This is a genomic window from Paracidovorax oryzae ATCC 19882 (assembly GCF_000687165.1).
Lineage (GTDB): Bacteria > Pseudomonadota > Gammaproteobacteria > Burkholderiales > Burkholderiaceae_C > Paracidovorax > Paracidovorax oryzae.
The window spans coordinates 12,969-37,143 of record NZ_JMKU01000035.1 but is presented as its reverse complement, the minus strand read 5'-3'; the positions used below and the strand labels follow the sequence as shown (position 1 = coordinate 37,143).

The following is a 24,175-nucleotide window of genomic DNA, read 5'->3' as shown; positions in this document are numbered from 1 at the left end:
CCGCCGCAGCCGGGCGCCTGCACGGTCCGGCTGCGCGAGCGCATCCACGCCGTGGCCATGCAGCGGCGGCGCTTTGGCTATCGCCGTGTGCATGAGATGCTGCGCAGCGAGTTTCCAGGCACCAACCACAAGAAGGTGTATCGCCTCTACCGCGAGCAGGGCTTGGCGGTACGCAAGCGCAACAAGGCCAGGAAGTACCGCGGCGAGCGCACACCGCTGGTTGCCGCCACGCGTGCCAACCAGACCTGGAGCCTGGACTTCGTGAGTGACGCACTGGCCAATGGCCGGCGAATCAAATGCCTGACCGTCACCGATGACTTCACCCGCGAGTGCATCGACATCGCGGTGGATCTGTCGATGCCCGGTGCCTACGTCGCCAGGCGTGCTGTTGCGTGCCAGCTCCCGGCACACGGTGCTGGGGCTGCGCCCGAGGAGGCGAGCGATGGATCGCCCGCTCCATCCCTGCTGGACCAGCGAGGCCAGCGTGAGTCGTTCTTCGGGCTGCAAGTGCTTGTATCGCGAAGTCATCTGTGCAAGTTACCTGAGATTCAGGTGTTGCACTTCAGGTTTGAGAATGCCCTCCAGTTCATGCAAGCTGCGCTTCAATCGCCAACTTGTCGATGACGGACCAGACCCGGGCGATCTTGCCATCGCGAAGTTCGTAGAACACATTCTCCGAAAACACCACCCTCCTGCCGTTCACCGGCGGGCCCAGGAACTCGCCTTGCGGCGAGCAGTTGAACCCCAGCCGGCTCCCCACGCAGTGCACATCGGCGACCAGCAACTCCACTTCGTAGCGAAGGTCCGGAATCGTGGCGAAGTCGTTTTCCAGCATCGCCCGATAGCCCGCCAGGCCGAGCGGGCGGTTGTTGTGGTGCACGTCGGCGTCAACGAAGTCGCCCAGCCGGGACCAGTCCTGCGCGTTGAGGCAGGCGATGTATGCGAGGTAGAAATCTTTGATGCTGGTCGCCTGCAATTGCGTTCTCCCAAGCGTTTTCGTTCATCCCACCGATCCATCTTCGCACTGGATCGCATGGTGTTCCGGCTGGCCAAAGACGACTTGGGCGAACGCATCTACATCCTCAACTCTGCCAGCAAATCACTGGTCGTCGCCGCCTCCAGCAGTGCGCGCGTGTAGGGCTGCTGCGGCCGGTCGAAGATGTCGGCCACGCTGCCTTCTTCGATGATGCGGCCGTTTGCCATCACGACGATGCGGTCGGCGATCTCGGACACCACGGCCAGATTGTGCGAGATGAACAGGCAACCGAAGCCGCGCTCGGCCTGCAGGCGCCTGAAAAGCTCCAGCACCTGCTTCTGGATGGTCATGTCCAGGGCCGACACAGGCTCGTCGGCCACCACGAAGGCGGGCTTGCGCACCAGGGCGCGCGCGATCGCCACGCGCTGGCGCTGGCCGCCCGAGAGCGCATGCGGAAAGCGCTCGCCAAAACCCGCCAGGCCCACCTCGGCCAGCATGGCATCCACCGAGGCCTGCAGCGCGCCCTGCGTGAGCGGCGGGCCGTGGCGCAGCGGCTCGGCCACGATGTCGCGCACGCGCTGCCGTGGATCCAGCGAGGAATACGGATCCTGGAACACCAGCTGGCAGGCCAGGCGGAATTCGCGCCGGCCCGCGGCGTGGGCCCCGCCCAGCGGCGTGCCACGAAAGCACACTTCGCCGCCCGCGGTGGGCAGCAGGCCGATCATGGCGCGGCCCAGCGTGGTCTTGCCCGAGCCCGATCCGCCCACCACCGCCACCACCTCGCCCGGCTGGATGGCCAGCGACACACCGCGCACCGCCAGCTTGGGCTCGGACCTGGACAGCCAGCCCTGGCGAGTACCCGGAAAGCTCACCTGCACATCCTTCGCCTCGATCAGCGGCGCCTGCGCCGGCCGCGCAGGGCGCGGGGCACTGCGCTGGGGCAAGGCATCGATCAGGCTCTTCGTATAGGCCTGGCGCGGTGCAGCGAGCACGCTGCGCACGGGGCCGGCCTCGACAAGGCGGCCCTTTTCCAGCACCACCACGGACTGCGCATAGCGGGCCACCAGCCCCAGGTCGTGCGTGATGAGCAGCACGGCCGTTCCCTCGGTGCGCGTGAGTTCGGCCATGATCTCCATGACCTCGCGCTGGCTCAGCGAATCGAGCGCCGTGGTGGGCTCGTCGGCGATCAGCAGGCGCGGCTTGAGCAGCATCACCGAGGCCAGCATGATGCGCTGGCGCATGCCACCCGAGAATTGGTGCGGGTACGAGGCCAGGCAGCGCTCGGGATCGGCGATCTGCACGCGGCGCAGCATGGCGATGGCGCGCTCGCGTGCCTGGGCCGTGGTCACCTTCTCGTGCAGGCGCAGGCCCTCGAACAACTGCTCGGCAATGGTCATGGCCGGGTTGAGCGACACCATGGGCTCCTGGAACACCATGCCCACATCGCAGCCGCGCAGCGCACGCAGCGACCGGGCCGACAGCGTGCCCACGTCGCGGCCCTGCAGCAGCACGCGGCCGCCGCTCTGGCGCACCTGGGGCGGCAGCAGGCCGAGCACGGCACGCCCGGCCATGGTCTTGCCGCTGCCCGATTCGCCCACCAGGGCCACCACGCCGCCGGCCGGCACATCGAAGGAGACGGCATCGAGCAGCGGGCGCTCCAGCGGGCCGTGCACGGTGAGTTCGCGCACGGACAGCAGCGGCGGCGCGTTCTTCTCGGTCGTCGTCATGTCGTTTCTTTCCGCCACGGTAGGAATGGAGGGGCGCATCAGTGGTGCTCCATGCGCGGGTCGAGCCAGTCGCGCAGCGCATCGCCCAGCAGATTCACGCCGAGCAGGGTGAGTGCGATGCAGGCGCCGGGCGCAATGCCCAGCCAGGCGGCGGTCTCGATGTAGGGCCGGCCCGAGGCCAGCATGTTGCCCCAGGTGGGTGCTGGCGGCGGAACGCCCAGGCCCAGGAAGCTGAGCGCGCTCTCGGCCAGGATGACCCAGCCGAACATCGACGTGGCCAGCACCACCAGGGGCGCCACGCAGTTGGGCAGGATGTGCGCGAACACCGTGCGCAGGCCGGAGTTGCCGATGACCTCCGAGGCTTCGATGTACTCCTTCTCGCGCAGCGAGAGCACCGAGCCGCGCACCACGCGCACCGCCGTGGGCGCATAGGCCAGGCCCAGCGCGACGATGATGCCCCACTGGTTGGCGCCCACGATGACCATCACCCCCAAGGCCAGCAAAATGCCGGGAAAGGCCAGCAGGGCATCGTTGAAGACCATCAGCACCCGGTCGAGCCAGCCGCGGAAATAGCCGGCCACCAGGCCGATCACCACGCCCAGCACCAGGGCCAGGGCCACCGTGAGCGCGGCCACCACCAGGCTGGTGCCCGCTCCGGCCATCAGGCGCGAAAGGATGTCGCGGCCGAACTCGTCGGTGCCCAGCAGGTAGGCGCCCGAGGGTGGCTGCAGACGCTGGCGCAAGGCCACCCGCATGGGGTTGTAGGGCGTCCAGACCATGGACAGCAGCGCCATGGCACCGACCAGGCCGACCAGCAGGCCGCCGACCAGGGCATTGGCGCGCAGGCGTTTCATCAAGCGCTGGATCATCATGATGCGGACACCCGGGGATCGAACAAGGGGTAGCACAGGTCCACCACGAGGTTGACCAGCACGTAGATGGCGGCCATGAACAGCAGGCAGCCCTGCACGACGGGGTAGTCGCGCGCGAAGATCGCATCCACCAGCAGGCGGCCCAGGCCGGGCAGCGTGAACACCGTCTCCAGCACGGCGATGCCGCCCAACAGGTTGCCCAGCACCAGGCCGATCATGGTCCAGGTGGGAGCGAAGGCGTTGGGCAGCACATGGCGCAGCAGCACGCGGCGCTCGGCCAGGCCCTTGGCACGCGCATGCGTCACGTACTCCAGGCGCAGCACTTCCACGGCGCTGGCGCGCGCCATGCGGGTGAGGATGCCCAGCTCGATCAGCGCCAGCGTGATGGTCGGCAGGATGAGGAAGCTGAGCGCCGAGCGCCAGTCCTCGCTGAAGGGCACGTAGCCCACCACCGGCACCAGCCCGAGCTTGAGCCCGGCGAAGAGCAGCAGCAGCAATCCCAGCCAGAAGCTCGGTATGGACAAAAAGAAGGTGGCGGCGGCCACCACCATGGTGTCGAGCACGCTGTTCTGCTTCCACGCGGCCAGCAGGCCCGCGGGCACGGCCAGCAGCGCGGCCAGGGCCACGGCCACGAGCACGATGGCAGCGCTCACCTGGAAGCGCTCGAGCAGCAGCGGCAGCACGGCCTCTCCGCTGGTGATGGAATGGCCCAGGTCGCCCTGCAGCACCCGGCCGAGCCAGAGCGTGAACTGCACGGGGATGGGCCGGTCGAGACCGAACTGCGCATGCAGGTCGGCCAGTTGCCCGGGCGTGGCGCTGTCACCCAGGATGAGCAGCGCCGGATCGCCCGGCACCAGGCGCATGAGCACGAAGACCATCAGGCTCACGAGGAACAGGGTCGGCAGCGTCCACAGCAGGCGCCGGCCCAGATAGGCAGGAAAGGAAGAACCCATGGCGGTTGTCACTGGATCGTCGGTTCAGTTGCGCCATGCCCCTCACGGCGCACGCAGCGACACGCCCCATGCACGCGGCGTGCCCAGTGCCCAGCCCTTGTAGCCTTTGGCATACGAACGGGCAGCGCTGGTGTTCACGGCCGAGTACATGAAGACCGCGGGCACGTCTTCGCGCATGCGGGCTTCGAGCTTGTCGAACAGCGCCTGGCGCTGGGCCGTGTCGGTGATCTCCATGCTCCTGGCCAGCAGTTCGTGGGCCTGCGGGTCGTCCCACACCTTGCGCGGCTGCTTGTCCTTGGGGCCCGTGACCATCTCGTACGACAGGGCGGGGTCCAGCCGCGCCGAGAAGGTGAACGCCATGGCCTGGTAGTTGCCCTTGTTGTAGCGATCCAGCAGCGTGGCCCAGTCGAGCACCTCGACCTCGGCCTTGATGCCGGCTTCCTGCACCATGGCCTGGGTCAGCACGGCGATGTTGAAGACGCTGTTGTAGCGCTTGGTGGCCAGGATCTTGATGGTCTCGCCCTTGTAGCCGGCCTCGGCCAGCAGCTTCCTGGCCTGTGCCAGGTTGCGCGCGGGCACCGCGGCCTGCGGCTGCTTGTAGAAGGCACTGGGCGTGGGCACGATCGAACGGCTCGGTGGCGCATTGCCCGAGGTGACGGTGGCCACCAGTTCGGGCATGTCCAATGCCAGCGCGATGGCGCGGCGGATGCGCACGTCCTTGAGCAGCGGGTCGCGCGTCTGGAACAGCAGGCCCTGCACGTTCATGGAGGCCTGGGTTTCCATGAGGATGTCCTTGCGGCCCTTGTACTCGGCCATGTCCTCGTCGTTGATGTCGTAGTTCAGGTCGATGCCGCCCGAGAACAGCGCGGCCTTGGCGGCCGAGGCATCGGGGATGATGATGAAGCGCACCTTGGGCGTCTCGGCGATCTTGGCGCCGGTGTTGCCGTCGCGCGGGCCGGGCAGCGCGGCGTAGGCGCCGTTGCGCAAGAGCTCGATGTACTGGCCGCGCTTCCACTCGCCCAGCTTGTAGGGGCCGGTGGCCACGGGCTCGCGCCACTTGCCATCGGCGTCGAGCGAACTGCGGTGGTAGATGCCGGTGCCGCCGCAGTCCACGCGCGCCAGCGTGACCAGGAACAGGGCCGAAGGCTTGTCCAGCGTATAGACCACGGTGGCCGCGTCGGGCGCCTCCACCTTGACCACCTTGGCCAGGCCGCGCCCGTCGAACTCGGCCAGGCAGCGCCAGTTGTTGGCCGGTGCCATGTAGCGGTTCCAGGCGAAAAGCACGTCGTCGGCTGTCAGCGGCGCGCCGTTGTGGAACTTGACGCCCTGGCGCAGCTTGAAGGTGTAGGTCTTGCCGTCGGCCGAGGTGCTGACCGACTGGGCCAGCAGCAGCGCCACGGACGCATCCTCGCGGTAGGCCACCAGGCCTTCGACCACATGCATCATCACCGCGTCGGTATTGTTGTCGCGGTTGATGCCGGGATCGGTGGAGCGGATGTCGGCGTTCAGGCGGATGCGCAGCGTGTCGGGCTGCGGCTGGGCCTGGGCGACGAAGCACAGGCCGGCCAGCAAGGCCAGCCCGCTGGACAGCCAGCGCGAGGGGGCAACGGTCATCTCGGGGTCCTTTCTTCGTGGGGCAGGCAGGGCAGCGTCAGGCCGGCGCCAGCTGGCGCTCCAGGTCCAGGCTGTAGGCCTGGAAGCGGCGGCTGAGCGCGGGCAGCATGGCCACTTCCATCTCGCCCAGGGCGGGCTCCATCACCACCATGGCCACGGTGGCCGACAGGTTGCTGCTGCTGTTGGGGCGCGGCGGGCGGCACACCGACCAGGGCGACTGGAAGTCGTCGAACAGCGCGGCCTTGATGTGCTCGCGCGTCAGCGTGCCGATGTGCGGCTCCACCAGCGCGCGCACGCGCAGGTCGCGGTACAGCGAGTCCGGTGTGTTCACGATGCCCATGTCCCGGACCTTGCCCAGCGCGACAGGGCTCTGGAAGTGGTTGGCATGCACGATGACGCCGCGCTCGGGGTGGATCTGGAAGGTCTCGTCGGGGGCGCACTCGAAGTCGATGGCGACGCCGGTCGCGTGCGAGACCATCACGTTGTTGGAGGCCGACTTGGGTGTGCAGTAGACGATGCGCATGGCCAGGGCCAGCTGCACCTGCTCCAGGGCCTTGCGGCGCAGCAGCGCGAGGGGGACGCCGAGCTGGCGGTAGTCACGGTCGGACTCCAGGTAGTTGGCGGTGATGGAAATGCCCGCAGCATTCATGCCCGAACGGGCCAGGCCGCCGGCCTCGGTGAAGGTCAGGATGTCGGGGCCGTCCTCGCGCAGCACGCGCAGCACGATGGCCGTTTCGGCGCACTCGGCTTTCCAGTCCCAGTTCTGGGCATGGATCACGCGCCCCGAGGCGGTTGCCCCGGGCATGGCGACCACGCCGGTGCAGCCATCGGGATCGATCTGCGCGGGCTGGCCCTTGCGGCGGCGGTCGGCGAGCTTCAGGATCTCGGTACGGGCATTGAGCATCACCACGGCTTCATACGAGACCCCGGCGCCTTCGGCAATGCCGCGCATCTCATCGAGGTAGGTCGCCTCGAAGGCCTCGATGGTGGGCTCGAAGGTCTTCACCAGCGTGCCGATCTCGGGCCAGCCGAGTTTGCTGGCTTCGAGCTGGGAGGAGTAATGTTCGATGCCCCGCAGGATGCGGGCCCTGGCCTGTTCGCCATACTGGCGGCCCCGCTCGCGCGGTGCACCGCTGATCTCGATCAGGGGGCAGGAGGGAATGGGCTGGTCGGTGCCCCAGGTGAAGGTCTGGTCCATGGCGATGGGTGGAGTGAGCGATCGGGCGATCGATGCATAAATTGTATTTTGTAGAATAAAAAACATCAATATTTTCCAATCATGGTTTCTACCCCCCTGCATCTCGAGCTGGCAGACCGCATCAGCCGCCTCATCCACGAGGACGGCCTGGCGGTGGGCGCGCGGCTCAATGAGAACCAGCTCGCCGAGCGCCTGGGCGTCTCGCGCACTCCCGTGCGCGCCGCGCTCGACCACCTGGCGCAACAGGGCTTCACCGAGCGCAAGCCGCACCGCGGCGTGGAGTTGCTGCGCGTGCCGCCCCTGCCCTCGGCCGCGCGCGAGCCGGCCGACGACAGCGACCAGTTGCTGCGCCGCATTGCCTTCGACCGCCAGCGCGGCAACCTGGGCGAGTACGTGTCGGAAAAGGAACTGATGGAGGCCTACGGCCTGGCCCGCCCCGCCATCCGCAACGCGCTGGAACGCCTGGCCGACCTGGGCGCCATCGAGCCCAAGCTGGGCTACGGCTGGCGCTTCTCCACCGGGGCCTGGGACGCCAGCGTGCGCCACGAGAGCTACCGCTATCGCATGGTGATCGAGCCCGCGGCCATCCGGGAGCCCGGCTTTGCACTGCCGCAGGCCTGGGCGCAGGACATGCGGCACCAGCACGAGGAGTTCCTGCGCCACCTGACGGAGGACTCGTCGAGCATCGCCTTCTTCGAGATGAATGCGGCTTTCCACGAAGGGGTGGCCGCCGCTTCGGGCAACCGCTTCTTCCACATGGACATCCAGCGCCAGAACCGGCTGCGCCGCCTGTCCAACTACGACTGGAAGTACGGCCGCGAGCGCATGGAGGTGAACTGCCGCGAGCATCTGGAGATGCTGGACCGCATGCAGGCCGGCGACCAGGAACTGGCTGCCTTGCTGATGCTGCGCCACCTCGACGTGGCCAGCCGCCTGAGGCCACCGGCCAAGACCTGAAGGCGGAAACCCCGGTTTCCTGCTCGGCGTTGCGATTTGATTTTTGTTCATACAAAAAACATAATGACAGGGATCGCAACTTTGACCGGAAGTCCCATGAGCTCTGCCCCGCACTCCTGCGCCCCCGACGACACCGCCTTCTGGCTTCCCTTCACCCCCCAGCGCCAGTTCCAGCAGCAACCCATGCTGTTCACCGCTGCACACGGCATGCACTACACCTGCGACGACGGCCGCCAGGTGCTGGATGCCATGGCAGGCCTGTGGTGCTGCAATGCGGGCCACGGGCAGCCGCGCATCACCGAGGCGATCCGCGAGGCGGCGGGCCGCATGGACTTCGTGTCGTCGTTCAAGATGAGCCACCCGGCCGCCTTCACGCTGGCCCGGCGCATCGCCGATCTGGCGCCCGAGGGCATGGACCATGTGTTCTTCACCAACTCGGGCTCGGAGGCGGTGGACACGGCGCTCAAGATCGCCCGCGCATACCACCAGGCGCGCGGCGACGCGCGCCGCACCCTGCTGGTGGGCCGCGCCAAGGGCTACCACGGCATGGGATTCGGCGGCCTCTCGGTGGCGGGCCTCGGGCGCCACAAGCGCGACTTCGGCCCGCTGCTGCCCGACACCGCCCACCTGCCCCTGCCCTACGATGCCGGCGCCCGCTTCTCGCGCGGCCTGCCCGCCACGGGAGCGCACTACGCCGATGCACTGGAGCAGCTGTTCGTGGTGCACGACCCGGCCACCATCGCGGCGGTGATCGTCGAGCCCGTCACCGGCTCGGGCGGCGTGTACCCGCCGCCCGTGGGTTACCTGCAGCGCCTGCGCGAGCTGTGCACGCAGCACGGCATCCTGCTGATCTTCGACGAGGTGATCACCGGCTTCTCGCGCTTGGGCGCGCCGTTCGCGGCCCAGGCCTTCGGCGTCACGCCCGACCTGATGTCCTGCGCCAAGGGCATGACCAACGGGGCCGTGCCCATGGGCGGGGTGATCGTCGGCAACAGCGTGTACGAGGCCTTCATGCAGGGGTCGGCCCATGGAATCGAACTGTTCCACGGCTACACCTACTCGGCCCACCCGCTGGCCTGCGCAGCCGGCCTGGCCACGCTGGACGTGCACGAAGAGCTGGGCCTGGCTGCGCGCGTGCAAGCCATCGCCCCGGTATGGCAGGCCGCGTTGCACGGCCTGCGCGATGCCCCGCACGTGGTGGACGTGCGCAACATCGGCCTGCTGGGCGCCGTGGAACTGGCGCCGCGTGCCGATGCCGCAGGCGCGCGAGCCCAGGCCGTGCACCTGGCCTGCTTCGAGGCCGGCGTGCTGTTGCGCAACTCGGGCGATACGCTGGTGCTTTCGCCTCCGCTGGTGATCAGCGAAGCGCAGATCGGCGAGATGGCCGGCAGCATCCGCACGGCCCTGCAGAGCATCTCCTGAGCACCATGCAGGTACAAGGCACGACATGCCGCAGGCATCGCGCAGAAAGTGTCAGCGAGTGTAGGCACCCACGGGCTCGCAAAGTCGTGCGCGTCGGGTCTTCATGCCTTCGGCAGGACGCGCGGCGGATCCGCAGGGCTACAGCATGAAACAAAAACCATGCTCCGGTAGGGTGAGTGCCGCTCGGCCTTGGTGCAAATAATTTTCCCTTGCACCGGGCGTGCGGTCCGATGCGTCGCAACGAACGATGCGACAAGACGGACTGCCGCCGCCCCCTCACTCAGTAACCCAAGGATTTCCATGAATGCTCTTGCCATGACCCGCCGCGCTGCGGCCCTTGCCCTGACCGCCTGCCTGGCTGCCTGCGGAGGCGGCGGCGGAGGGGACGTCTTCGGAGGCGGCGGAAATGGCGGCGGCGGTGGAGGCGTGGACGGTGGTGGCGGTGGAAACGGTGGCGGCGGTGGCGGCAATGGCGGTGGCGGCACCACTCCGGCCCCCCAGGTCACCGGCCAGTACATCGCCCAGCCCTCCGCCTCCGGCGCTGCGCTGCTGGCGGCCTTGAACGACCAGGGCTCGCGCGGCTATGCCTACCTGTCGGCCATGGTGACGGGAGGCAGCGCGCAGAACGATTTCTACGTGACCGACACCGCGCACAGCAACTCGCGGCTGACCTATGAAGCGGTGGCGCAGGCGGACTCGGGCGATGGCCTGGTGGCCCAGCTCAACCAGCAGGGCGCACGCGGCTTCGTCTTCAAGGCGCCCTACAGTTCCGGCGACGGCCCGGGCATCAGCCTGCTCACGGTACGCGACGCGGCGCGCGGCGCCACCTATTCCTACGAGCGGCAGGCCATCTCCGGCAGCCTGGGCAGCGATGCCTTCCAGGCCCAGCTGAACGCCGAGGGCGCACGGGGCTTCCGGCTGGTCGGCCCGATCGGCGCGGGCCAGGACAGCTTCAACCTCTACGCCAAGGATTCCAGCGCCACCACCTATTCCTACACCGTGATCGCCGTGTCCGGCTCCGGCGGCATGGCCAGCGGCGACGCGTTGCGCCAGCGGCTGAACGAACAGGGCGCGCAGGGCGGGTTCTACCTGGGCGCGTTCGCGCTGCAGGGTGGCGCCATCGGGCAGGTCTTCGAGAAGAGCTCGGCGCAGAACGGCCCCGTCGAATACGACCTGAGCGCCATCAGCCTGCAGCAGACCGCGGACCAGAAGCTGGCCGCCATGAACCAGCGTGCCGCGCAAGGCTTCTTCTTCGTGAGCGACCTCTCGACCGACGACAGCACCAGCTACACGCTGTCGGCGCGCAACGCGGCCAGCCTGCGCAGTCCGCTGGCCGGCCTCACCTTCCCGAATTGAGGCAACGCTGAACAAACCCTCGCGCACGGCGCGTCTCTGCGCCGCATCGCGGGGGCTTGTTCACCGCAGACCTTCCCTAGCCCACCACCCCATCGGCGACCTCGTTCGCCACTTCGATCAAGTTCTCATCGGGGTCGTAGAAGTAGATCGATCGCAACCGGGCGCGGGCGCCCGTGGCGTTCACCGGGCCTTCCACGATGCCCACTCCCACATGGGTCAAGTGGGCAATGACCTCGTCGAGAGGGGATGTGGTCAGAAAGCACAGGTCGGCCGAGCCCGGAGTCGCATGGCGTACGTTCGGGTCCACCACCGTACCCACCTCATGCAGATTGATCTTTTGCCGCCCGAAGTGCAGCGCGTACCTGCCGTGCTTGAACTCCCGAGACTCGAAGCCGAGAGCCTGCTGGTAGAACGCGATGGTGCGCGGGATGCTTGCGACCGTAAGCACGACATGGTCGAGACCGGTGATGAGGGACGTTTTGGGCATGCATCAACCCCTCTGCGTGATCCGCCGGATCGCGTCGTAGATCTCGTTCTCTGCGTCCACGGGGTCCACCTCCCCTGCCAGCGCCGCGAACGACACTGCTTCGGCCACCCCCAGCATGGCGCGCATGGCAGCAGGCTTCAGGGGCTTCTTCGCAAAAGGCTCGAGCGCGCGGCGGCACTTGTCCATGAAGAGGGTTTCATGCTCCTTCTTCAAGGCCTCCAGCTCCGGTGAGCCCGCCAGCGCCGCGCTCACTCCCGGCATTTCCCGGCCCATGGCCATGACGCACCCGACGTAGCTCGCGGCGATGACCTTGGCCACCGCGGGAAGCGTCCTGGCGCAGGCTGCAAGGGCCTCGTCCAGCAGGGCATGCTGCCTGCCGTCGTACTCCTCGTAGAGCGCTGCGAGCAGACCGTTGCGCGCCCCGAAATGGTCATAGACGACGGGCTTGGTCACGCCCGCGCGCTCGGCCAGGTAGCCCAGCGTGAGCGCATCGCTGCCCTCGCTGCGAATGATGGACCACGCGACATCCAGCAGTTGGCGCTGCCGGGCCTCCTTGGGAAGGCGCCGCTTGATCTCGCGGCCCGCATCGGGCGTCGCCGGTTGGCTTGACATGGATAACCTACCAAAAGTAATTTACAGTGCTAATATACGGATGGTAGTTTAACTGCACCACAAGGATGTCCCATGCACGCTCTCATCGTCATCAGCCACCCCGATCCCCAATCGCTCACCCACGCTGTCGCGCGCTCGTTTGCCGAGGGCGTCCAAGCCCTTGGCAAGCACACCACGGAGCTGGCAGACATCGCGGCAGAGGGATTCCAGCCCGCATTCAACCCTGCGGACCGGGCCACGTTCTTCATGCAGGCATCCGCTCCGCCCGACGTCCTGCGGGAGCAGGAGCGCATCGACCGGTCCGATGCGCTGGTGCTGGTGTACCCAGTCTATTGGTGGTCGTTTCCAGGGCAACTCAAGGGTTGGATCGACCGCGTTTTCTCCAACGGGTGGGCGTACTCTCAAACCCCGGAAGGCGCCATCGAGAAGCGGCTCGGGCGTCTTGCCGTCCACCTGGTCGGGATCGGCGCTGCCGACGAGGGAACGTATGCGCGGCATGGCTACGACACGGCGCTGCGCACGCAGATCGACCACGGCATCTTCGACTACTGCGGCGCCAGGGTGGCCACTTCCACGATCCTGTATGGCATCGATGGCGAGAGCGCTGCATCCCACATCGCCGCGGCGCGGGAGCTGGGCCGGAATGCTTTCGCGCAGCACGGCGCAGGTAGCGCATAGCTCAGCTATCGCCCCGCGGCAGGCGCCTGCTTCATCCGGTCGTCATTGGTGGAGCTGCGTGCGCCCTTGAGGTGCATTTCGACATCAGCGCCCTTCGTGCCCACCTGGACGACGGCATCTCTCAACTGGCTCTCGGTCGTGTCCAGCTCCTTGACCCATCGCGCGACGGAATCGGGATCCTCAAGGTTCACGAGGTCTGGCTTGGCTGCGGATGACTGCATGTTCACTCCTGGTCTGGTTGGCGGCATCAAGAGAACCCAGGCTAATTCGCCCCGTGTACCACCGGTGTAGGCCGATGCAGCGATGTGGTATTGGCCAGACCTTCCCTATAGCTGGTAGGTCGCTGGCACAGGTGCGCGCGCGATGCGGTGCGCCTCGTCGTGGGGAAGGCCATACATGCGCATCAGCAGTTCCACCAGGTCGCGCGCGGCGTCGGCGGTTGCAGTGCCCTCCAGCATCGATCGGATCAGCCCCATCAGCGAAGTCAAGGTCACCGTCGCAGCCACGTCGTGGTTGGGAATGGAGAACCATCCTTGGGCTGTGCCACGCGCGAAATCGAGCTTCGCCCTTTCGTGATAGGCGATTTCCAGCAGCTTCAGCGCAGAGTTCGCATGCACCAGGAACCAGCCCCAGACAGGGTCGGTGACGGCTTTCTGAACGATGGCCAGCTGGACATAGGCGATCGCCTGAGGGGCATCCGTCACTTCCGAGGTGATGGCGTCGAGCCGCGCGGCCAACTGGTCGTTGAGGATTTCGAAGACGGCCTGTGCGATCTCTTCCTTGGTCTTGAAGTGGTTGTAGAAGCTGCCGAAACCGACGTCGGCCGCCTCTGTGATGTCGTTGATGGTGGCGCCTTCGACGCCCTTTTGCCCCATGACGCGCATGGCGGCTTCGATGAGTTTCACCCTCGTCCGCAGCTTGCCGCGAAGAGCCCGCGGCATGGATTCCTTCGTGGCGGGGTCGCTCGTGCGCTCCTTGGAAGCGTCGTCGGATGCGAGCGACGCTGCGGTTGTTTTGGGCATGGGCATCTGCTGAGCGGCAAATTTTGATTGTCGCATCAATTCTGATCAGGACACCTTGAGCGATGCACTCCCCCAGGACCATCGCTGCCCCCCGCTACTGGGGAAAGCACTGATCTAGCTCAAGCTCGCTCAAAGTACATTGCATCAAAAGTGATTTGATCATCAGAAATGAAAGATTGTTCATCAATGATCAATAGATCACTTCCCATCCACTTGAGGAGCGAACGTGAAGAATTTCTACGATGTAGCCGTCGTCGGGTACGGCCCCGTCGGCCAGATGCAGGCCGCCAAGCTGAGCCAGTTGGGGCACGAGGTCGTCGTGTTCGAGAGGTTTCCCGGCCTGTACGGCATGCCCCGCGCAGGGCACATCGACCATGAAGTGATGCGAATCTTCCAGTCCGTGGGAGCGTCGGAAGAGGTCTCGGCAGATGCCTTCCCCATGACGAAGTACGTCTGGCGTAACGCGGACGGGAAGACGCTGATCAGCTTCGATTGGGACCAGACCAGCATCTCGGGCTGGAAGTCCGACTACCTGTTCTTTCAGCCATACATGGAGGCTGCCCTGGATCGCTCGGTCAGGTCCACAGGCAAAGCGTCCGTGCACCACGGCTGGGAAGCGATCCACCTGGTCCAGCACGAAGACTGCGTTGAACTGACCGTTCGCAAAACCCGGGACGGGGTCTCCGATCCGCAGGGCGAATGCAAGACGGTCCGCGCTTCCTATCTGATCGGCGCCGACGGCGCAAACAGCTTCGTCCGAGAGTCCATTGGACTTTCGTACGAGGACTTTGGCTTCCAGGAAAACTGGCTGGTCGCGGATTTCAAGCCGAACAGGCCGCTGAAGTTCGACTTCGACAACGGACAGGTGTGCGACCCGAAGCGTCCGATGTGCCTGTTTCAGCTGGGCCGAAGCCATCGGCGCTTCGAGTTCATGCTGCTGCCCGGCGAGACCAAGGCAGAGATGGAAAAGACCGACGCGATATGGAAGCTCGTTGCTCCGTGGATCTCGCCCGATGATGCGGCATTGATTCGACGCGCGGTCTACACCTTCCAGTCGAAGCTGGTTCCCGATTGGCGCAAGGGACGGGTCTTGCTGATCGGTGACTCAGTGCACCTGATGCCGCCGTTCATGGGACAGGGGATGTGTTCCGGTGTACGCGATGCGGCCAACCTCGCCTGGAAGCTCGACCTGGTCCTGCGGGGCGTTGCCAGCGACACATTGCTCGACAGCTACGCCATCGAGCGCAAGCCGCACGTTCGCAAAATCATCGAGCAATCCACCGAACTGGGCCGGATTTCCTGCACTACGCAGCCCGAAGTGGCGAAGGCACGTGATGAGGCCTTTTTCGCAGGGGTCGTGCCACCTCCGCCACCATTCCCCCATCTGGAATCCGGGCTGTTTTTCCGCCACGGGCCATCAGGCGAAATAGCCGGACACCTCGGCCCACAGGGAAGGCTGCGGTCGCCCGATGGCAGGCAAGCCCTTTGTGACGACCTCGTGGGCGGCGGTTGGCATTTGATAACCCTCGGCAACCTCCCCGCATTGGATACAGCTGCACGGCAGGCGCTTGATGACCTGCCGGTCCGATGCATTCCCGTCGGATCCGCTGCGGGCTACGAAGACATCGACGGAACCTATCGTGATTACTTTGAAGCCACCGGTATGCAAGCCGTTCTGGTGCGACCGGATTTCTATGTCTTCGGCGGTGCGCGGACATCGGACGAACTGGCCAGCTTGGTGCATGGCCTGATTGCGGCCATACCGGCCCAGGAAGCCGTACCCGGCTGACCGATCACACAAAACCTGCCTGAATTTCCATGTCGAAACCACTCAACAATGCCCATCGCACCCTGATCAGAGGTGCGCGTATCCTGACCCAGGATCCTTCGCTCGGAGAATTGCGCGGCGACATCCTGATCGCAGGCACCCAGATCGCAGACATCGGTATGCGTTTGGACGTGCATGCGGACGAAACCATAGAGGCCGGCAATATGCTCGCGCTCCCCGGGTTCATTGACACTCATCGTCATACCTGGGAGACGGCCATGCGGCACATCGGCGTCGGATGGGACTTTCTCGACTATCTCAACAAGTTCCTGATTCCCTACGGCAACCTCTTCACGCCGGAAGACGTGTATGCGGCCAACCTGCTGGGCGCGGTCTCGGCGCTTGAGTCCGGCATCACGACCTTGCGTGATGAATCGCATATCCAGAACACGCCGCAGCATACCGAAGCAGCCATTCAGGCACTGCGCGACTCGGGCATTCGGGCCGTTTTCGACTACGGCTGGCCAGCCCTCGATATGGCGGGTTGGCTGATAAACAGTGAAAGGCTGCATCCCGAAGACATCCGTCGGGTGAGGCGCGAGATTCTCTCCGACGACAACGCCCTGGTCACGTTGAACATGATGCTGCGCGGGCCCGAGATGACCACCATGGACGTGGCCAAGGCGGATCTGAGCCTGATGCGCGACCTCGGCCTGCGCGGCTGCCTGCACGTCGGATGTGGCGAGTTCAACAAAAACAACCCTGGCGTGGTCGCGCTGCACCACCACAAGCTGATGGGCCCTGACCTCACCTATATCCATTGCTGCACGTGCAGCGACGACGAGCTTCGAATGATCCGGGACTCCGGCGGTACGGTATCCGTCGCCGCAACGATCGACGCCAACATGCCCGGCCTGGGTATTCCTGCAACGGGTCGCATGCTGAAGGTGGGCCTGCGGCCCAGCCTGTCGGTGGACGTGGAAGTATCGGCGGCAGGTGACATGTTCACGGTGATGCGCGCGGCGCTCACCGGCCAGCAGATGGAAGTGCTGCACAACCCGGCGCTGGCAGAGCGCTCGGCCAGGTTTGATGCAGCAGACCTGCTGCAGTTCGCCACGATCGAAGGCGCACGCGCCTGCGGCCTCGACGGCCGAACCGGAAGTCTCACGCCAGGCAAGGAGGCCGATCTGATCTTGATCCGGGCTGACGATCTGAACCTGGCGCCGGTGACCGACGCAGCCGGCGCAATTGTCGGCGGCGCGCACCCGGGTAACGTCGATTCGGTGTTCGTCGCCGGCCGGGCCGTCAAGCGGAACGGGAAGATGCTGTCGATCGATATCCCGCGCATCCTCAGGCTGGCGGAGCAGTCGCGAGACCGGCTGCTGGCAGCCAGAGCGGCCCATGCATAAGGCCGCAATCATGAACCTGCCGCCTCTGGATGCAGTGACGGCAAGGCCGGCACCCCAGCCCGCCGCCGTGATCGAGGCGGGCTTGAGGAAAGAGCTCGACAGCCATCGACGCGCAATGCCGCTGCAGAGGCTCATCAACAACGGCATGGAGTACGCCGATGCACACGCGTTGCACGCGATGGTGGAATCGGGAATACCGTGGATCGACGCCGCCGAGTGGCTGGCGGAGCGCAACCTTGCCCGCGCGACAGAAGCTCTTGCGGCAAAGCATAGGGTGACTGCCCGCAGCTACTTCCACTACGCCAGTTCCTGCTTGCGCTTTGCCCAAGTGGCGATTCCGCGCGACACCGAACGAAAGCAGGATATCTACCGGCGGATGGTCGATGCATTTGGCGCCGCCGCGTCGCTCGCTGATCACCAGATCCGAAAGGTGGAATTCCCCTGGAAAGACAGCCAGCTGAGCGGCTGGCTGATGCGCCCCGCCATCGAGGGCAAGGTGCCCGTGGTCATCCAGTTCGGTGGGTTCGACGGATGGCGTGAGGAATATTACTGCGGCGCCGAATATCTGGTCGAGCGGGGTATCGCTGTCGTGCTCCTGGATCTGCCAGGCCAGGGAGAAACACGCCTGGTGCATCGGCTGTACCTTGATCTCTCGGTCCAGGGCGCGGTCTCTGCGGTGATTGATCGACTGAGCGAAATGTCCTTGATCGATTCTGCCGTCGGCGTCTGGGGCAACAGCATGGGCGGCTATGTGGCCGCAGCCGCGGCGATCGACGATCAGCGCATCGCTGCCTGCTGCGTGAATGGAGGAAGCCCGACCCCGGTCGAGCTTGCAGACCGGTTCCCGCGGTATGTGGAAAAACTGCAGGCCCTGACCGGACTGGACGATGCGGACAGCGCAGTGCGCCTGGTGCGCCGGATGGACCTCAGTGACCGGCTTGGAGAACTGCGCTGTTCCCTGCTGCAGTTGCACAGCGTGCCGGACCAGGTGTTTCTCCTCGATAACGCCCGGCGAATTCACGACCTCGCGGCTTCGCATCACAAGCGTCTTGCCGTCTGGGCCGATGGTGACCACTGCATATACAACCATTCCCACGAGAAGAACACGCTTGTCGCGGACTGGTTTCTGGACCAGCTTGCGGTGAAGGCGCCCCTCGAAAACCCATAGCCCGGAGCTGGCGCCTGACCATTCAAACAAGCGTCGATTTTTTCAGAAGCCGAGCCGCAAGAGCGCTAGACGAGAGCATGCCTTTCAAATATTGCGAATATCTTTTAACGGAGCAAGATATGAAGCGGAAAATTCTTATCGAGAATGCCTGGATCGTCACCAATGAAGATGATGGCGACATCGAGGGCGGATCCATCCTGATCGAGGATGGAATCATCAAGGCGATAGGGAAGGCCATCGTGGCGCCTGCCGACTGCGAGAGGATCGATGCAAAAGACTTCATCGCGATTCCAGGACTGATCGATGTGCACAAGCATCTGTGGCAAGGTGCTTTGCGCGGAGCCTGTGGCGACATGACGCTGCTGGGTTATTTCCAGATGATCCGGCAGGATTTCATCGCATCTTATCGGCCGGAAGATGTCAGCATCGGTACCTATGCCAGTGCGCTGGAGATGATCAACGGGGGAACGACTTCCGTTTTCGATCATGCCCATTGCATCATTTCACCCGAGCACGGAGATGCCGCAGCGCAAGCCGCGATCGAATCGGGCATACGTGGCGTGTGGGGCTATGGCTATTGCCCGGTTTGGGAAAGCGACGCGTTTGGCAAGCATGAAGATCGCATCGCCGACAGCCGGCGGATGAAAAGCCGATATTTCCCGTCCGACGATTCGCTGCTGCGCATGGGCATTGCGATCACCGAGCAGCAACTGCTTCCCTTCGAACTGACGGAGATGGAAATTCGTGCCGCGCTCGACATGAACGTGAAGTGGACCGGGCACACGCACTGCGGCAACGGAGCCGCGCCTATCTCACGCGGGATCCACAAGCTGTACGCCAAAGGCTTGCTGGACACACGGGCCGTACTCTCGCATTGCAACGAGTTCTCCTTCAACGACTTCATGATGATGAAGGAAGTGGGTGCGCATTTCGCCAGTTCGCCCGACAGCGAGATCTACATGGGAATCACGAAGCCGGTCAATTTCATCGAAGCCGTGGCCGCGGGTATCGATATATCCCTGGGTACCGACACGGTGGCCGTGATGTCTGCCGACATGTTCGCCAATATGAGGCTGTCGATGAACTTCGCCCGGCACCAGATCAACCACCCCAGGGCTGCCGGCTTCGAAGCGGTGCTGGACCAGAAGATCACGGTGAGGGATATCTTCCGCTGGGCAACGATCAACGGCGCCAAGACACTGGGCATTGACCACCTTGTTGGCAGCTTGAAGGTAGGAAAGCGCGCCGATATTGTCTTGATCGATGCCAGCCATTCCAACCTGGCACCCGTCACGGACCCGGTATCCACCTTGGTGATGCATGGCCAGGTTTCCAATGTCGATACGGTCATTATCGATGGGCAGATCCGCAAGCGTCACGGGAAACTCGTGGGCATCGATCGTGCGAAGTTGAGTGCTGACTTGAAGGCTTCGCACGAATTCCTCATCAGCAGGACGCCCCAACGGCAGCGCGATCTGTCTCGCGAGGTCGAGCGGTGGTCCGAGAGACTGCAGCAAGTAGCTATCGAGGAATGAAGCCCGCCCACCACATATAGGAGGCTTTTCATTGAACTTAGGAAATCACAATGAGCGATCTCAAGAGAAAACTGGTGGGCGCCTGGCGCCTTGCAGACTGGTGCCTGACCGACGGAGAGAAAAAAGACCATTTCCTTCCGCCTCTGGGTATGGCAGATGCATGCGGCGGTTACCTCATCTACTCCGAAAACGGGGTGATGAGTGCCATGCTGGCACGCAAGGAGCGTTCGCTTTTCAAAGACAGCTCGCTGGATGGCGGAACGCAGGAAGAGCGCGCCGATGCATTCTCTTCCATCGTCGCCTACAGCGGCAGCTATGAACTGAATGAAGAACGTTCGGAAGTGGTCCACGTCGTGGATTACGCCACTCTCCCCCATTTCATAGGCCAGCGCATGTTGCGGATCTGCGTTTTCGAAGGTGATCGATTGAGGCTCGATACGCCCTCGATGGTTATCGGCGGAGTATCCAGGACCAGCTATATCGAGTGGGTACGCGTACAACAGAACGATCAACGAATCCAGGGAGCTGCAGCATGAGCAACGCCATCGACTTGGCTCAAACGGTCCAGGTCAGCAGACAGGTGGGCACGTACCGCCGCATCGTCACGGGCTCGGACGAGCACGGAAAGTCCTACATCGTTTCGGACGCCCATTGCGCGAATGTGCAGGCCATCATGGGTATGCCGGAATTCGCAACCACCGAGCTTTGGAAGACTTCGGAAACCCCTGTGCGATTGAGCGAGGAGCCTGCCGATCCCGCAGCCGGCCCGGTCGTGCTGCCACCGCCGGTGCAAGGCACGGTATTCCGGATCGTGGAGTTTCCGCCCGATGCTGCGATCAAGGCCAGATTTCCTGCGGCCAGCGAAGAACACCTCATGCATCGCACGCCGTCCATCGACTATGCCTACGTGATCTCCGGCGAAATCTACGCAGTGCTTGACCGGCAGGAAACCCTCATGCGCGCTGGCGACGTGATGATACAGCGCGGCACCAATCACGACTGGATCAACCGTACGGCGGAGCCTTGTCGAGTGCTCTTCGTGCTGATCGGCGCCACATTACCCTGAGCCTCCTTGCCACATCTGGCCCTTTCATCTTTCTGCACGATTAGGATTATTTATGAAGCTACTGAGATTCGGTGCCGTGGGTTCGGAGAAACCAGGTGCTCTCGACAACGAGGGCCGCATCCGCGATCTTTCACTGCTGATCAGCGATTGGACTCCGGAGTGGCTGTCGCCCGAGAAGCTGGCCGCTCTACGGGCTATTGACCTGCACAGGCTTCCTCTCGTGCCGCCTGGCGAGCGGCTGGGGGCCCCGATCACGGGAGTGCGGCAATTCATCGCCATCGGATTGAATTACCGCAAGCATGCGCAAGAAGCGGGGCTCGAAATCCCGAAGGAGCCCGTGGTATTCCATAAAGCCATCACATCGATTGCCGGGCCCAACGACGATGTCGTGCTGCCGGAAGGCGCGGTGGAGGGAGACTGGGAAATCGAGCTTGGTTTCGTGGTGGGCACGCTGGCAAGGCAGGTTCCCGCCGAACATGCCTTGTCGCATGTGGCAGGTTATTGCCTGGCCAACGATGTGTCGGAGCGTGGCTGGCAGATCAAGCGCAACGGTCAATGGGGCAAGGGGAAGAGCTTCGACGGCTTCGGCCCGCTAGGCCCCTGGCTCGTCACCGCCGACGAACTGCCCGACCCTCAGGCCATTCCACTCGAGCTGCGAGTCAACGGCGATTTGCGCCAGGCCAGCAGCACGGCCGACATGATTTTCCCGGTCGCGCAAATCCTCTCTTACCTCAGCCAGTTCATGACGCTGCTGCCGGGCGACGTGGTCATCACCGGCACCCCTGCAGGAGTCGGCCTGGGCATGAAGCCCCCGGTCTTCCTCCAGCGAGGCGATGTGATGGCGCTGTCGGCCGGCCCGCTGGGTACGCAACGGCAACTGGTTCGCTGAACGCCGCTGCCAGCGCCACGAACCGCATCGGAAAGCTGCGCCAGGCAGCTTCAGATCCCAAGCCCAAGTCGAGGTCGTCATGCATTCTGCCGAAGCAGTTTCCACTCGCCCATTGGCCGTCCATTCGGTCGATGAGTTTGTCATCAGCGTTCCCGATCTTCAGGCTGCACGTGACTTCTACGAGCGATTCGGCCTCGACGTGATCGAAGAGGATGGCGCCTTGGGCCTGTACACCCAAGGCAATGGCCATCGCTGGGGACGTATTTTCCAAGGGCCGCTCAAGCGCCTGCTCTGGGTGGCCTACGGCATCCACGCTCAGGATGCCGAGGCCTTCGAAATACATGCGCTGAGCCGGGCGGAACGCATAACGCCGCCACCGGGGGCTCCGGCCGACGGCTTGTGGTTGTGCGCGCCGGACGGCCTGCCCATACAGCTCAAAGTCGCAGGAAAGTCTTCCCCCGACCACCCCGCGCCTCAGCAATCCCCTCCCGCCTGCGCGAATTCGGGCCGCGCCCCGGCAAGTAGCGCAGTGGGGCGGGTGCGGCCGCTGTATCTGTCCCATATCCTGCTGTTCACGGCCGACGTCGAGCGCAGCCTGCGATTCTATGAAGAGGTGTTGGGGCTCCGGCTGTCCGACAGATCAGGGGACGCGATTGCCTTCATGCATACCCCGCACGGCAGTGATCACCACTTGATCGCGCTGGCGAAATCGAATGGCTGCGGCCTGCACCACAGCAGCTGGTGCGTAGGCAGCCTGGACGATGTCGGCACGGGCATGACCCACATGGAGCGCGTTGGCTACAGAGGTGGATGGGGCGTCGGGCGCCATGTTCTTGGCTCCAACTATTTCGCGTATATCCGAGACCCCTGGAACAGCTACGCAGAGTATTCCTATGACATCGATTATGTCGAGCAAGGAGTGCCCTGGCCCGCAGCCAATCATCCCATCGAGGACTCCCTCTACGTCTGGGGGCCCGATGTGCCCAGCGACTTCGTTGTCAATTACGAGGCGCAGTCCGCGGGGCATTGAACATCGCTACCCGCCGTTGACCAGACAGTCGTCTGCCGAAATCGGAAAAAGCGGACTGCCCGCCCGCGGCAGATAAACCCACCCGTGTGCCCATTCCATGCTGCAAGGACTCCTTGCCGCCTGGTCGCGCACGGGCGTCAATAAAACACAGGAGACAAAAAATGAAACTGAACAAAATCACCCCCATTTCCCTGGCGATCATTTTTTCGGGGACCATGGCATCGGCATTCGCCGAAACCGGCACGAATGCGACCGGCTATGGCAGCCGTGAGCAGGGGATGGGCGGGGTCGGCATAGCCGTGGGTGAGTCCGCGCTGGCGCCTGCGACGAATCCGGCTGGCATAGCGTTCGCGGGAGAACGACTGGACATCGGTTCCGGCATCTACTTCATCCGTGCCGGCTCGGAGTTTCAAGGCCAGGACTACAAGACGAAACTCGGCCTGGCTGTGCTCCCGGAGTTCGGCTACATCAAAGATCTCTCGCCGGCCATCGCCGTCGGGGTGGCAAGCTGGTCGGGCGGTGCCGGTGTCACGTATCGCGAGGCGTTCGGAGGAGTTCGGGGAAACTCGCAGACACGGGCCCAAACGGTGTTTCTCCATGTGGCCCCCACCATTGCATACCGATTCGGGGAGCACAACAGAAACGCTCTGTCTGTTGCGTTGGTGGGGGCCGTCTCCACCATCTCGGTCAAGGGGGTCGAGGCACAAACGGGCCAATCCAACCGCGGCCGTGACTGGTCGCAAGGCTATGGCGTGCGGCTGGGCTGGATGAGCCGGTTCACCGACCAGTTCTCCGCAGGCGCTTTCTACGCTTCAAAAGTGCGCTACGGTGCATGGGACAGGTACAGCCAGATCCTGGCTGACGGAGCCCGCTTCGAAGAGCCAGAATCCTATGGCGTGGGGGTCGCGTTCAGGCCGAACACGAAATGGCTCATCGGTCTGGATTGGAATCGCTTCAATTACGCAAAGACTCGCTCCTTAGGCAACCCGCTGAACCTGACGGTGCCGCTGGGGAGCGAGAACGGCTCCGGATTCGGCTTCAGGAACATCGACGCCTACAGGTTCGGGGTGCAATACGAATTCAGTGATCGATGGATCATCCGTGGCGGTTTCGAAGTTGCGAACCAGTTATTGACGCCCGCAAATACCGCGTTTACGTTTCTTGTGCCCCTGACGCCGAACCGGACCTATACCTTGGGCGGAACCTACCGGATGAGCCGGACGGAAGAGGTGTCGTTCGCCTACGCCCTGTCGCCGCGAGTGCAGGTGGTCGGATCCGGGCCAAGCCAGGGAACGAATCCGTATGGACTCGCGCACTATGCCGCACTGACGTACACGCGGAAGTTCAAATGAACGCTGAAGCAGGATGAAGCTCACGCGACAACCTGCTCCCCGGAAATGGGGTCCCCTGGCACGGGTACCCCTTCATCCGTGCCC

23 protein-coding genes and 2 pseudogenes are annotated in these 24,175 nt (G+C 64.3%); 14 read left to right on the top strand and 11 right to left on the bottom strand.

The window, feature by feature from the left end; translation table 11 throughout:
* Positions 1 to 381 (top strand): annotated as a pseudogene (locus T336_RS27555) (IS3 family transposase); the annotation flags it as partial.
* Here the strand turns inward: T336_RS27555 and T336_RS27640 are convergent.
* The 7 genes and pseudogenes from T336_RS27640 to T336_RS0120480 form a co-directional block, all read right to left on the bottom strand.
* Positions 373 to 528: pseudogene (locus T336_RS27640) on the bottom strand (helix-turn-helix domain-containing protein); the annotation flags it as partial. The pseudogenes T336_RS27555 and T336_RS27640 overlap by 9 nt on opposite strands.
* 58 nt (positions 529 to 586) lie before the next feature.
* Positions 587 to 976: an ester cyclase gene (locus T336_RS0120505; RefSeq protein ID WP_026433934.1), complete on the bottom strand. Its 390-nt coding sequence runs from the start codon at positions 974 to 976 to the stop codon at positions 587 to 589.
* A 98-nt stretch (positions 977 to 1,074) separates the two neighbouring features.
* Positions 1,075 to 2,703, bottom strand: coding sequence for a dipeptide ABC transporter ATP-binding protein (locus T336_RS0120500; RefSeq protein WP_035226724.1), 1,629 nt, complete (start codon positions 2,701 to 2,703; stop codon positions 1,075 to 1,077).
* Between the two features lie 38 nt (positions 2,704 to 2,741).
* A complete protein-coding gene (locus T336_RS0120495) occupies positions 2,742 to 3,557 on the bottom strand; it encodes an ABC transporter permease (RefSeq protein ID WP_035226728.1) in 816 nt (271 codons plus the stop codon).
* 14 nt (positions 3,558 to 3,571) lie between these two features.
* Complete coding sequence (locus tag T336_RS0120490) at positions 3,572 to 4,528, bottom strand: ABC transporter permease (protein WP_026433931.1); 957 nt, start codon at positions 4,526 to 4,528, stop codon at positions 3,572 to 3,574.
* Positions 4,529 to 4,570: 42 nt separating this feature from the next.
* A complete protein-coding gene (locus T336_RS0120485) occupies positions 4,571 to 6,142 on the bottom strand; it encodes an ABC transporter substrate-binding protein (RefSeq protein ID WP_035226720.1) in 1,572 nt (523 codons plus the stop codon).
* Positions 6,143 to 6,179: 37 nt separating this feature from the next.
* A complete protein-coding gene (locus tag T336_RS0120480) occupies positions 6,180 to 7,340 on the bottom strand; it encodes a C45 family autoproteolytic acyltransferase/hydrolase (RefSeq protein WP_035226717.1) in 1,161 nt (386 codons plus the stop codon).
* 81 nt (positions 7,341 to 7,421) lie between these two features.
* Here T336_RS0120480 and T336_RS0120475 point away from each other — a divergent pair, with 81 nt between their 5' ends.
* The 3 genes from T336_RS0120475 (at position 7,422) to T336_RS0120465 (ending at position 11,075) form a co-directional block, all read left to right on the top strand.
* Positions 7,422 to 8,297 (top strand): GntR family transcriptional regulator, encoded by an 876-nt coding sequence (locus T336_RS0120475; RefSeq protein ID WP_026433928.1) that lies wholly within the window; start codon positions 7,422 to 7,424, stop codon positions 8,295 to 8,297.
* Positions 8,298 to 8,393: 96 nt separating this feature from the next.
* Entirely contained in the window at positions 8,394 to 9,719 is a 1,326-nt protein-coding gene (gene aptA, locus T336_RS0120470) for an omega-aminotransferase AptA (RefSeq protein WP_026433927.1), read from the top strand.
* A 300-nt stretch (positions 9,720 to 10,019) separates the two neighbouring features.
* The gene (locus T336_RS0120465) at positions 10,020 to 11,075 is read left to right on the top strand and encodes a hypothetical protein (protein ID WP_026433926.1); all 1,056 of its coding nucleotides are present in this window, start codon (positions 10,020 to 10,022) and stop codon (positions 11,073 to 11,075) included.
* A 76-nt stretch (positions 11,076 to 11,151) separates the two neighbouring features.
* On the opposite strand, the gene T336_RS0120460 is transcribed toward T336_RS0120465, so the two are convergent.
* On the bottom strand, positions 11,152 to 11,562 hold the full coding sequence (locus tag T336_RS0120460; protein WP_026433925.1) for a VOC family protein: 411 nt from the start codon (positions 11,560 to 11,562) through the stop codon (positions 11,152 to 11,154).
* Positions 11,563 to 11,565: 3 nt separating this feature from the next.
* Positions 11,566 to 12,174 carry a TetR/AcrR family transcriptional regulator gene (locus tag T336_RS0120455; protein ID WP_035226715.1) on the bottom strand — a complete coding sequence of 203 codons (609 nt, stop codon included), beginning with the start codon at positions 12,172 to 12,174 and terminating at the stop codon, positions 11,566 to 11,568.
* 72 nt (positions 12,175 to 12,246) lie between these two features.
* Between T336_RS0120455 and T336_RS0120450 the strand changes: the two genes are divergently transcribed.
* Positions 12,247 to 12,852 carry an NAD(P)H-dependent oxidoreductase gene (locus tag T336_RS0120450; RefSeq protein ID WP_026433923.1) on the top strand — a complete coding sequence of 202 codons (606 nt, stop codon included), beginning with the start codon at positions 12,247 to 12,249 and terminating at the stop codon, positions 12,850 to 12,852.
* A 5-nt stretch (positions 12,853 to 12,857) separates the two neighbouring features.
* Here T336_RS0120450 and T336_RS0120445 read toward each other — a convergent pair whose 3' ends face one another.
* Together T336_RS0120445 and T336_RS0120440 are read right to left on the bottom strand one after the other, a co-directional pair.
* Entirely contained in the window at positions 12,858 to 13,073 is a 216-nt protein-coding gene (locus T336_RS0120445; RefSeq protein WP_026433922.1) for a DUF3606 domain-containing protein, read from the bottom strand.
* A 105-nt stretch (positions 13,074 to 13,178) separates the two neighbouring features.
* Positions 13,179 to 13,874: a TetR/AcrR family transcriptional regulator gene (locus T336_RS0120440; RefSeq protein WP_026433921.1), complete on the bottom strand. Its 696-nt coding sequence runs from the start codon at positions 13,872 to 13,874 to the stop codon at positions 13,179 to 13,181.
* A 226-nt stretch (positions 13,875 to 14,100) separates the two neighbouring features.
* On the opposite strand from T336_RS0120440, the gene mhpA reads away from it, so the two are divergent.
* The 9 genes from mhpA to T336_RS0120395 all read left to right on the top strand — a co-directional run bounded on the left by mhpA (position 14,101) and on the right by T336_RS0120395 (position 24,091).
* On the top strand, positions 14,101 to 15,663 hold the full coding sequence (gene mhpA, locus T336_RS0120435) for a bifunctional 3-(3-hydroxy-phenyl)propionate/3-hydroxycinnamic acid hydroxylase MhpA (protein ID WP_026433920.1): 1,563 nt from the start codon (positions 14,101 to 14,103) through the stop codon (positions 15,661 to 15,663).
* A gap of 29 nt (positions 15,664 to 15,692) precedes the next feature.
* Entirely contained in the window at positions 15,693 to 17,051 is a 1,359-nt protein-coding gene (locus tag T336_RS0120430; RefSeq protein WP_156957906.1) for an amidohydrolase family protein, read from the top strand.
* A 10-nt stretch (positions 17,052 to 17,061) separates the two neighbouring features.
* Positions 17,062 to 18,219, top strand: coding sequence for an alpha/beta hydrolase family protein (locus T336_RS0120425; protein WP_051647367.1), 1,158 nt, complete (start codon positions 17,062 to 17,064; stop codon positions 18,217 to 18,219).
* Between the two features lie 77 nt (positions 18,220 to 18,296).
* The gene (locus T336_RS0120420; RefSeq protein WP_084151480.1) at positions 18,297 to 19,754 is read left to right on the top strand and encodes an amidohydrolase family protein; all 1,458 of its coding nucleotides are present in this window, start codon (positions 18,297 to 18,299) and stop codon (positions 19,752 to 19,754) included.
* Between the two features lie 50 nt (positions 19,755 to 19,804).
* Complete coding sequence (locus T336_RS0120415) at positions 19,805 to 20,290, top strand: lipocalin-like domain-containing protein (RefSeq protein ID WP_084151479.1); 486 nt, start codon at positions 19,805 to 19,807, stop codon at positions 20,288 to 20,290.
* The gene (locus T336_RS0120410) at positions 20,287 to 20,820 is read left to right on the top strand and encodes a cupin domain-containing protein (RefSeq protein WP_051647365.1); all 534 of its coding nucleotides are present in this window, start codon (positions 20,287 to 20,289) and stop codon (positions 20,818 to 20,820) included. The genes T336_RS0120415 and T336_RS0120410 overlap by 4 nt, the downstream gene beginning before the upstream one ends.
* 52 nt (positions 20,821 to 20,872) lie before the next feature.
* Complete coding sequence (locus T336_RS0120405) at positions 20,873 to 21,709, top strand: fumarylacetoacetate hydrolase family protein (RefSeq protein ID WP_026433914.1); 837 nt, start codon at positions 20,873 to 20,875, stop codon at positions 21,707 to 21,709.
* Between the two features lie 79 nt (positions 21,710 to 21,788).
* Complete coding sequence (locus T336_RS0120400; protein ID WP_035226709.1) at positions 21,789 to 22,739, top strand: VOC family protein; 951 nt, start codon at positions 21,789 to 21,791, stop codon at positions 22,737 to 22,739.
* Positions 22,740 to 22,900: 161 nt separating this feature from the next.
* A complete protein-coding gene (locus T336_RS0120395) occupies positions 22,901 to 24,091 on the top strand; it encodes an OmpP1/FadL family transporter (protein WP_026433912.1) in 1,191 nt (396 codons plus the stop codon).
* Positions 24,092 to 24,175 lie beyond the last annotated feature (84 nt).

What these genes read in the sequence shown, in the direction of transcription:
- T336_RS0120440 (WP_026433921.1), bottom strand. Translation starts at nt 13,874, where the DNA reads ATGCCCAAAACAACCGCAGCGTCGCTCGCATCCGACGACGCTTCCAAG.
- T336_RS0120450 (WP_026433923.1), top strand. Translation starts at nt 12,247, where the DNA reads ATGCACGCTCTCATCGTCATCAGCCACCCCGATCCCCAATCGCTCACC.
- T336_RS0120455 (WP_035226715.1), bottom strand. Translation starts at nt 12,174, where the DNA reads ATGTCAAGCCAACCGGCGACGCCCGATGCGGGCCGCGAGATCAAGCGG.
- T336_RS0120415 (WP_084151479.1), top strand. Translation starts at nt 19,805, where the DNA reads ATGAGCGATCTCAAGAGAAAACTGGTGGGCGCCTGGCGCCTTGCAGAC.
- T336_RS0120420 (WP_084151480.1), top strand. Translation starts at nt 18,297, where the DNA reads ATGCCTTTCAAATATTGCGAATATCTTTTAACGGAGCAAGATATGAAG.
- T336_RS0120405 (WP_026433914.1), top strand. Translation starts at nt 20,873, where the DNA reads ATGAAGCTACTGAGATTCGGTGCCGTGGGTTCGGAGAAACCAGGTGCT.
- T336_RS0120485 (WP_035226720.1), bottom strand. Translation starts at nt 6,142, where the DNA reads ATGACCGTTGCCCCCTCGCGCTGGCTGTCCAGCGGGCTGGCCTTGCTG.
- T336_RS0120410 (WP_051647365.1), top strand. Translation starts at nt 20,287, where the DNA reads ATGAGCAACGCCATCGACTTGGCTCAAACGGTCCAGGTCAGCAGACAG.
- aptA (WP_026433927.1), top strand. Translation starts at nt 8,394, where the DNA reads ATGAGCTCTGCCCCGCACTCCTGCGCCCCCGACGACACCGCCTTCTGG.
- T336_RS0120400 (WP_035226709.1), top strand. Translation starts at nt 21,789, where the DNA reads ATGCATTCTGCCGAAGCAGTTTCCACTCGCCCATTGGCCGTCCATTCG.
- T336_RS0120480 (WP_035226717.1), bottom strand. Translation starts at nt 7,340, where the DNA reads ATGGACCAGACCTTCACCTGGGGCACCGACCAGCCCATTCCCTCCTGC.
- T336_RS0120425 (WP_051647367.1), top strand. Translation starts at nt 17,062, where the DNA reads ATGAACCTGCCGCCTCTGGATGCAGTGACGGCAAGGCCGGCACCCCAG.
- T336_RS0120465 (WP_026433926.1), top strand. Translation starts at nt 10,020, where the DNA reads ATGAATGCTCTTGCCATGACCCGCCGCGCTGCGGCCCTTGCCCTGACC.
- T336_RS0120395 (WP_026433912.1), top strand. Translation starts at nt 22,901, where the DNA reads ATGAAACTGAACAAAATCACCCCCATTTCCCTGGCGATCATTTTTTCG.
- T336_RS0120495 (WP_035226728.1), bottom strand. Translation starts at nt 3,557, where the DNA reads ATGAAACGCCTGCGCGCCAATGCCCTGGTCGGCGGCCTGCTGGTCGGC.
- T336_RS0120475 (WP_026433928.1), top strand. Translation starts at nt 7,422, where the DNA reads ATGGTTTCTACCCCCCTGCATCTCGAGCTGGCAGACCGCATCAGCCGC.
- T336_RS0120430 (WP_156957906.1), top strand. Translation starts at nt 15,693, where the DNA reads ATGTCGAAACCACTCAACAATGCCCATCGCACCCTGATCAGAGGTGCG.
- T336_RS0120445 (WP_026433922.1), bottom strand. Translation starts at nt 13,073, where the DNA reads ATGCAGTCATCCGCAGCCAAGCCAGACCTCGTGAACCTTGAGGATCCC.
- T336_RS0120460 (WP_026433925.1), bottom strand. Translation starts at nt 11,562, where the DNA reads ATGCCCAAAACGTCCCTCATCACCGGTCTCGACCATGTCGTGCTTACG.
- T336_RS0120490 (WP_026433931.1), bottom strand. Translation starts at nt 4,528, where the DNA reads ATGGGTTCTTCCTTTCCTGCCTATCTGGGCCGGCGCCTGCTGTGGACG.
- T336_RS0120500 (WP_035226724.1), bottom strand. Translation starts at nt 2,703, where the DNA reads ATGACGACGACCGAGAAGAACGCGCCGCCGCTGCTGTCCGTGCGCGAA.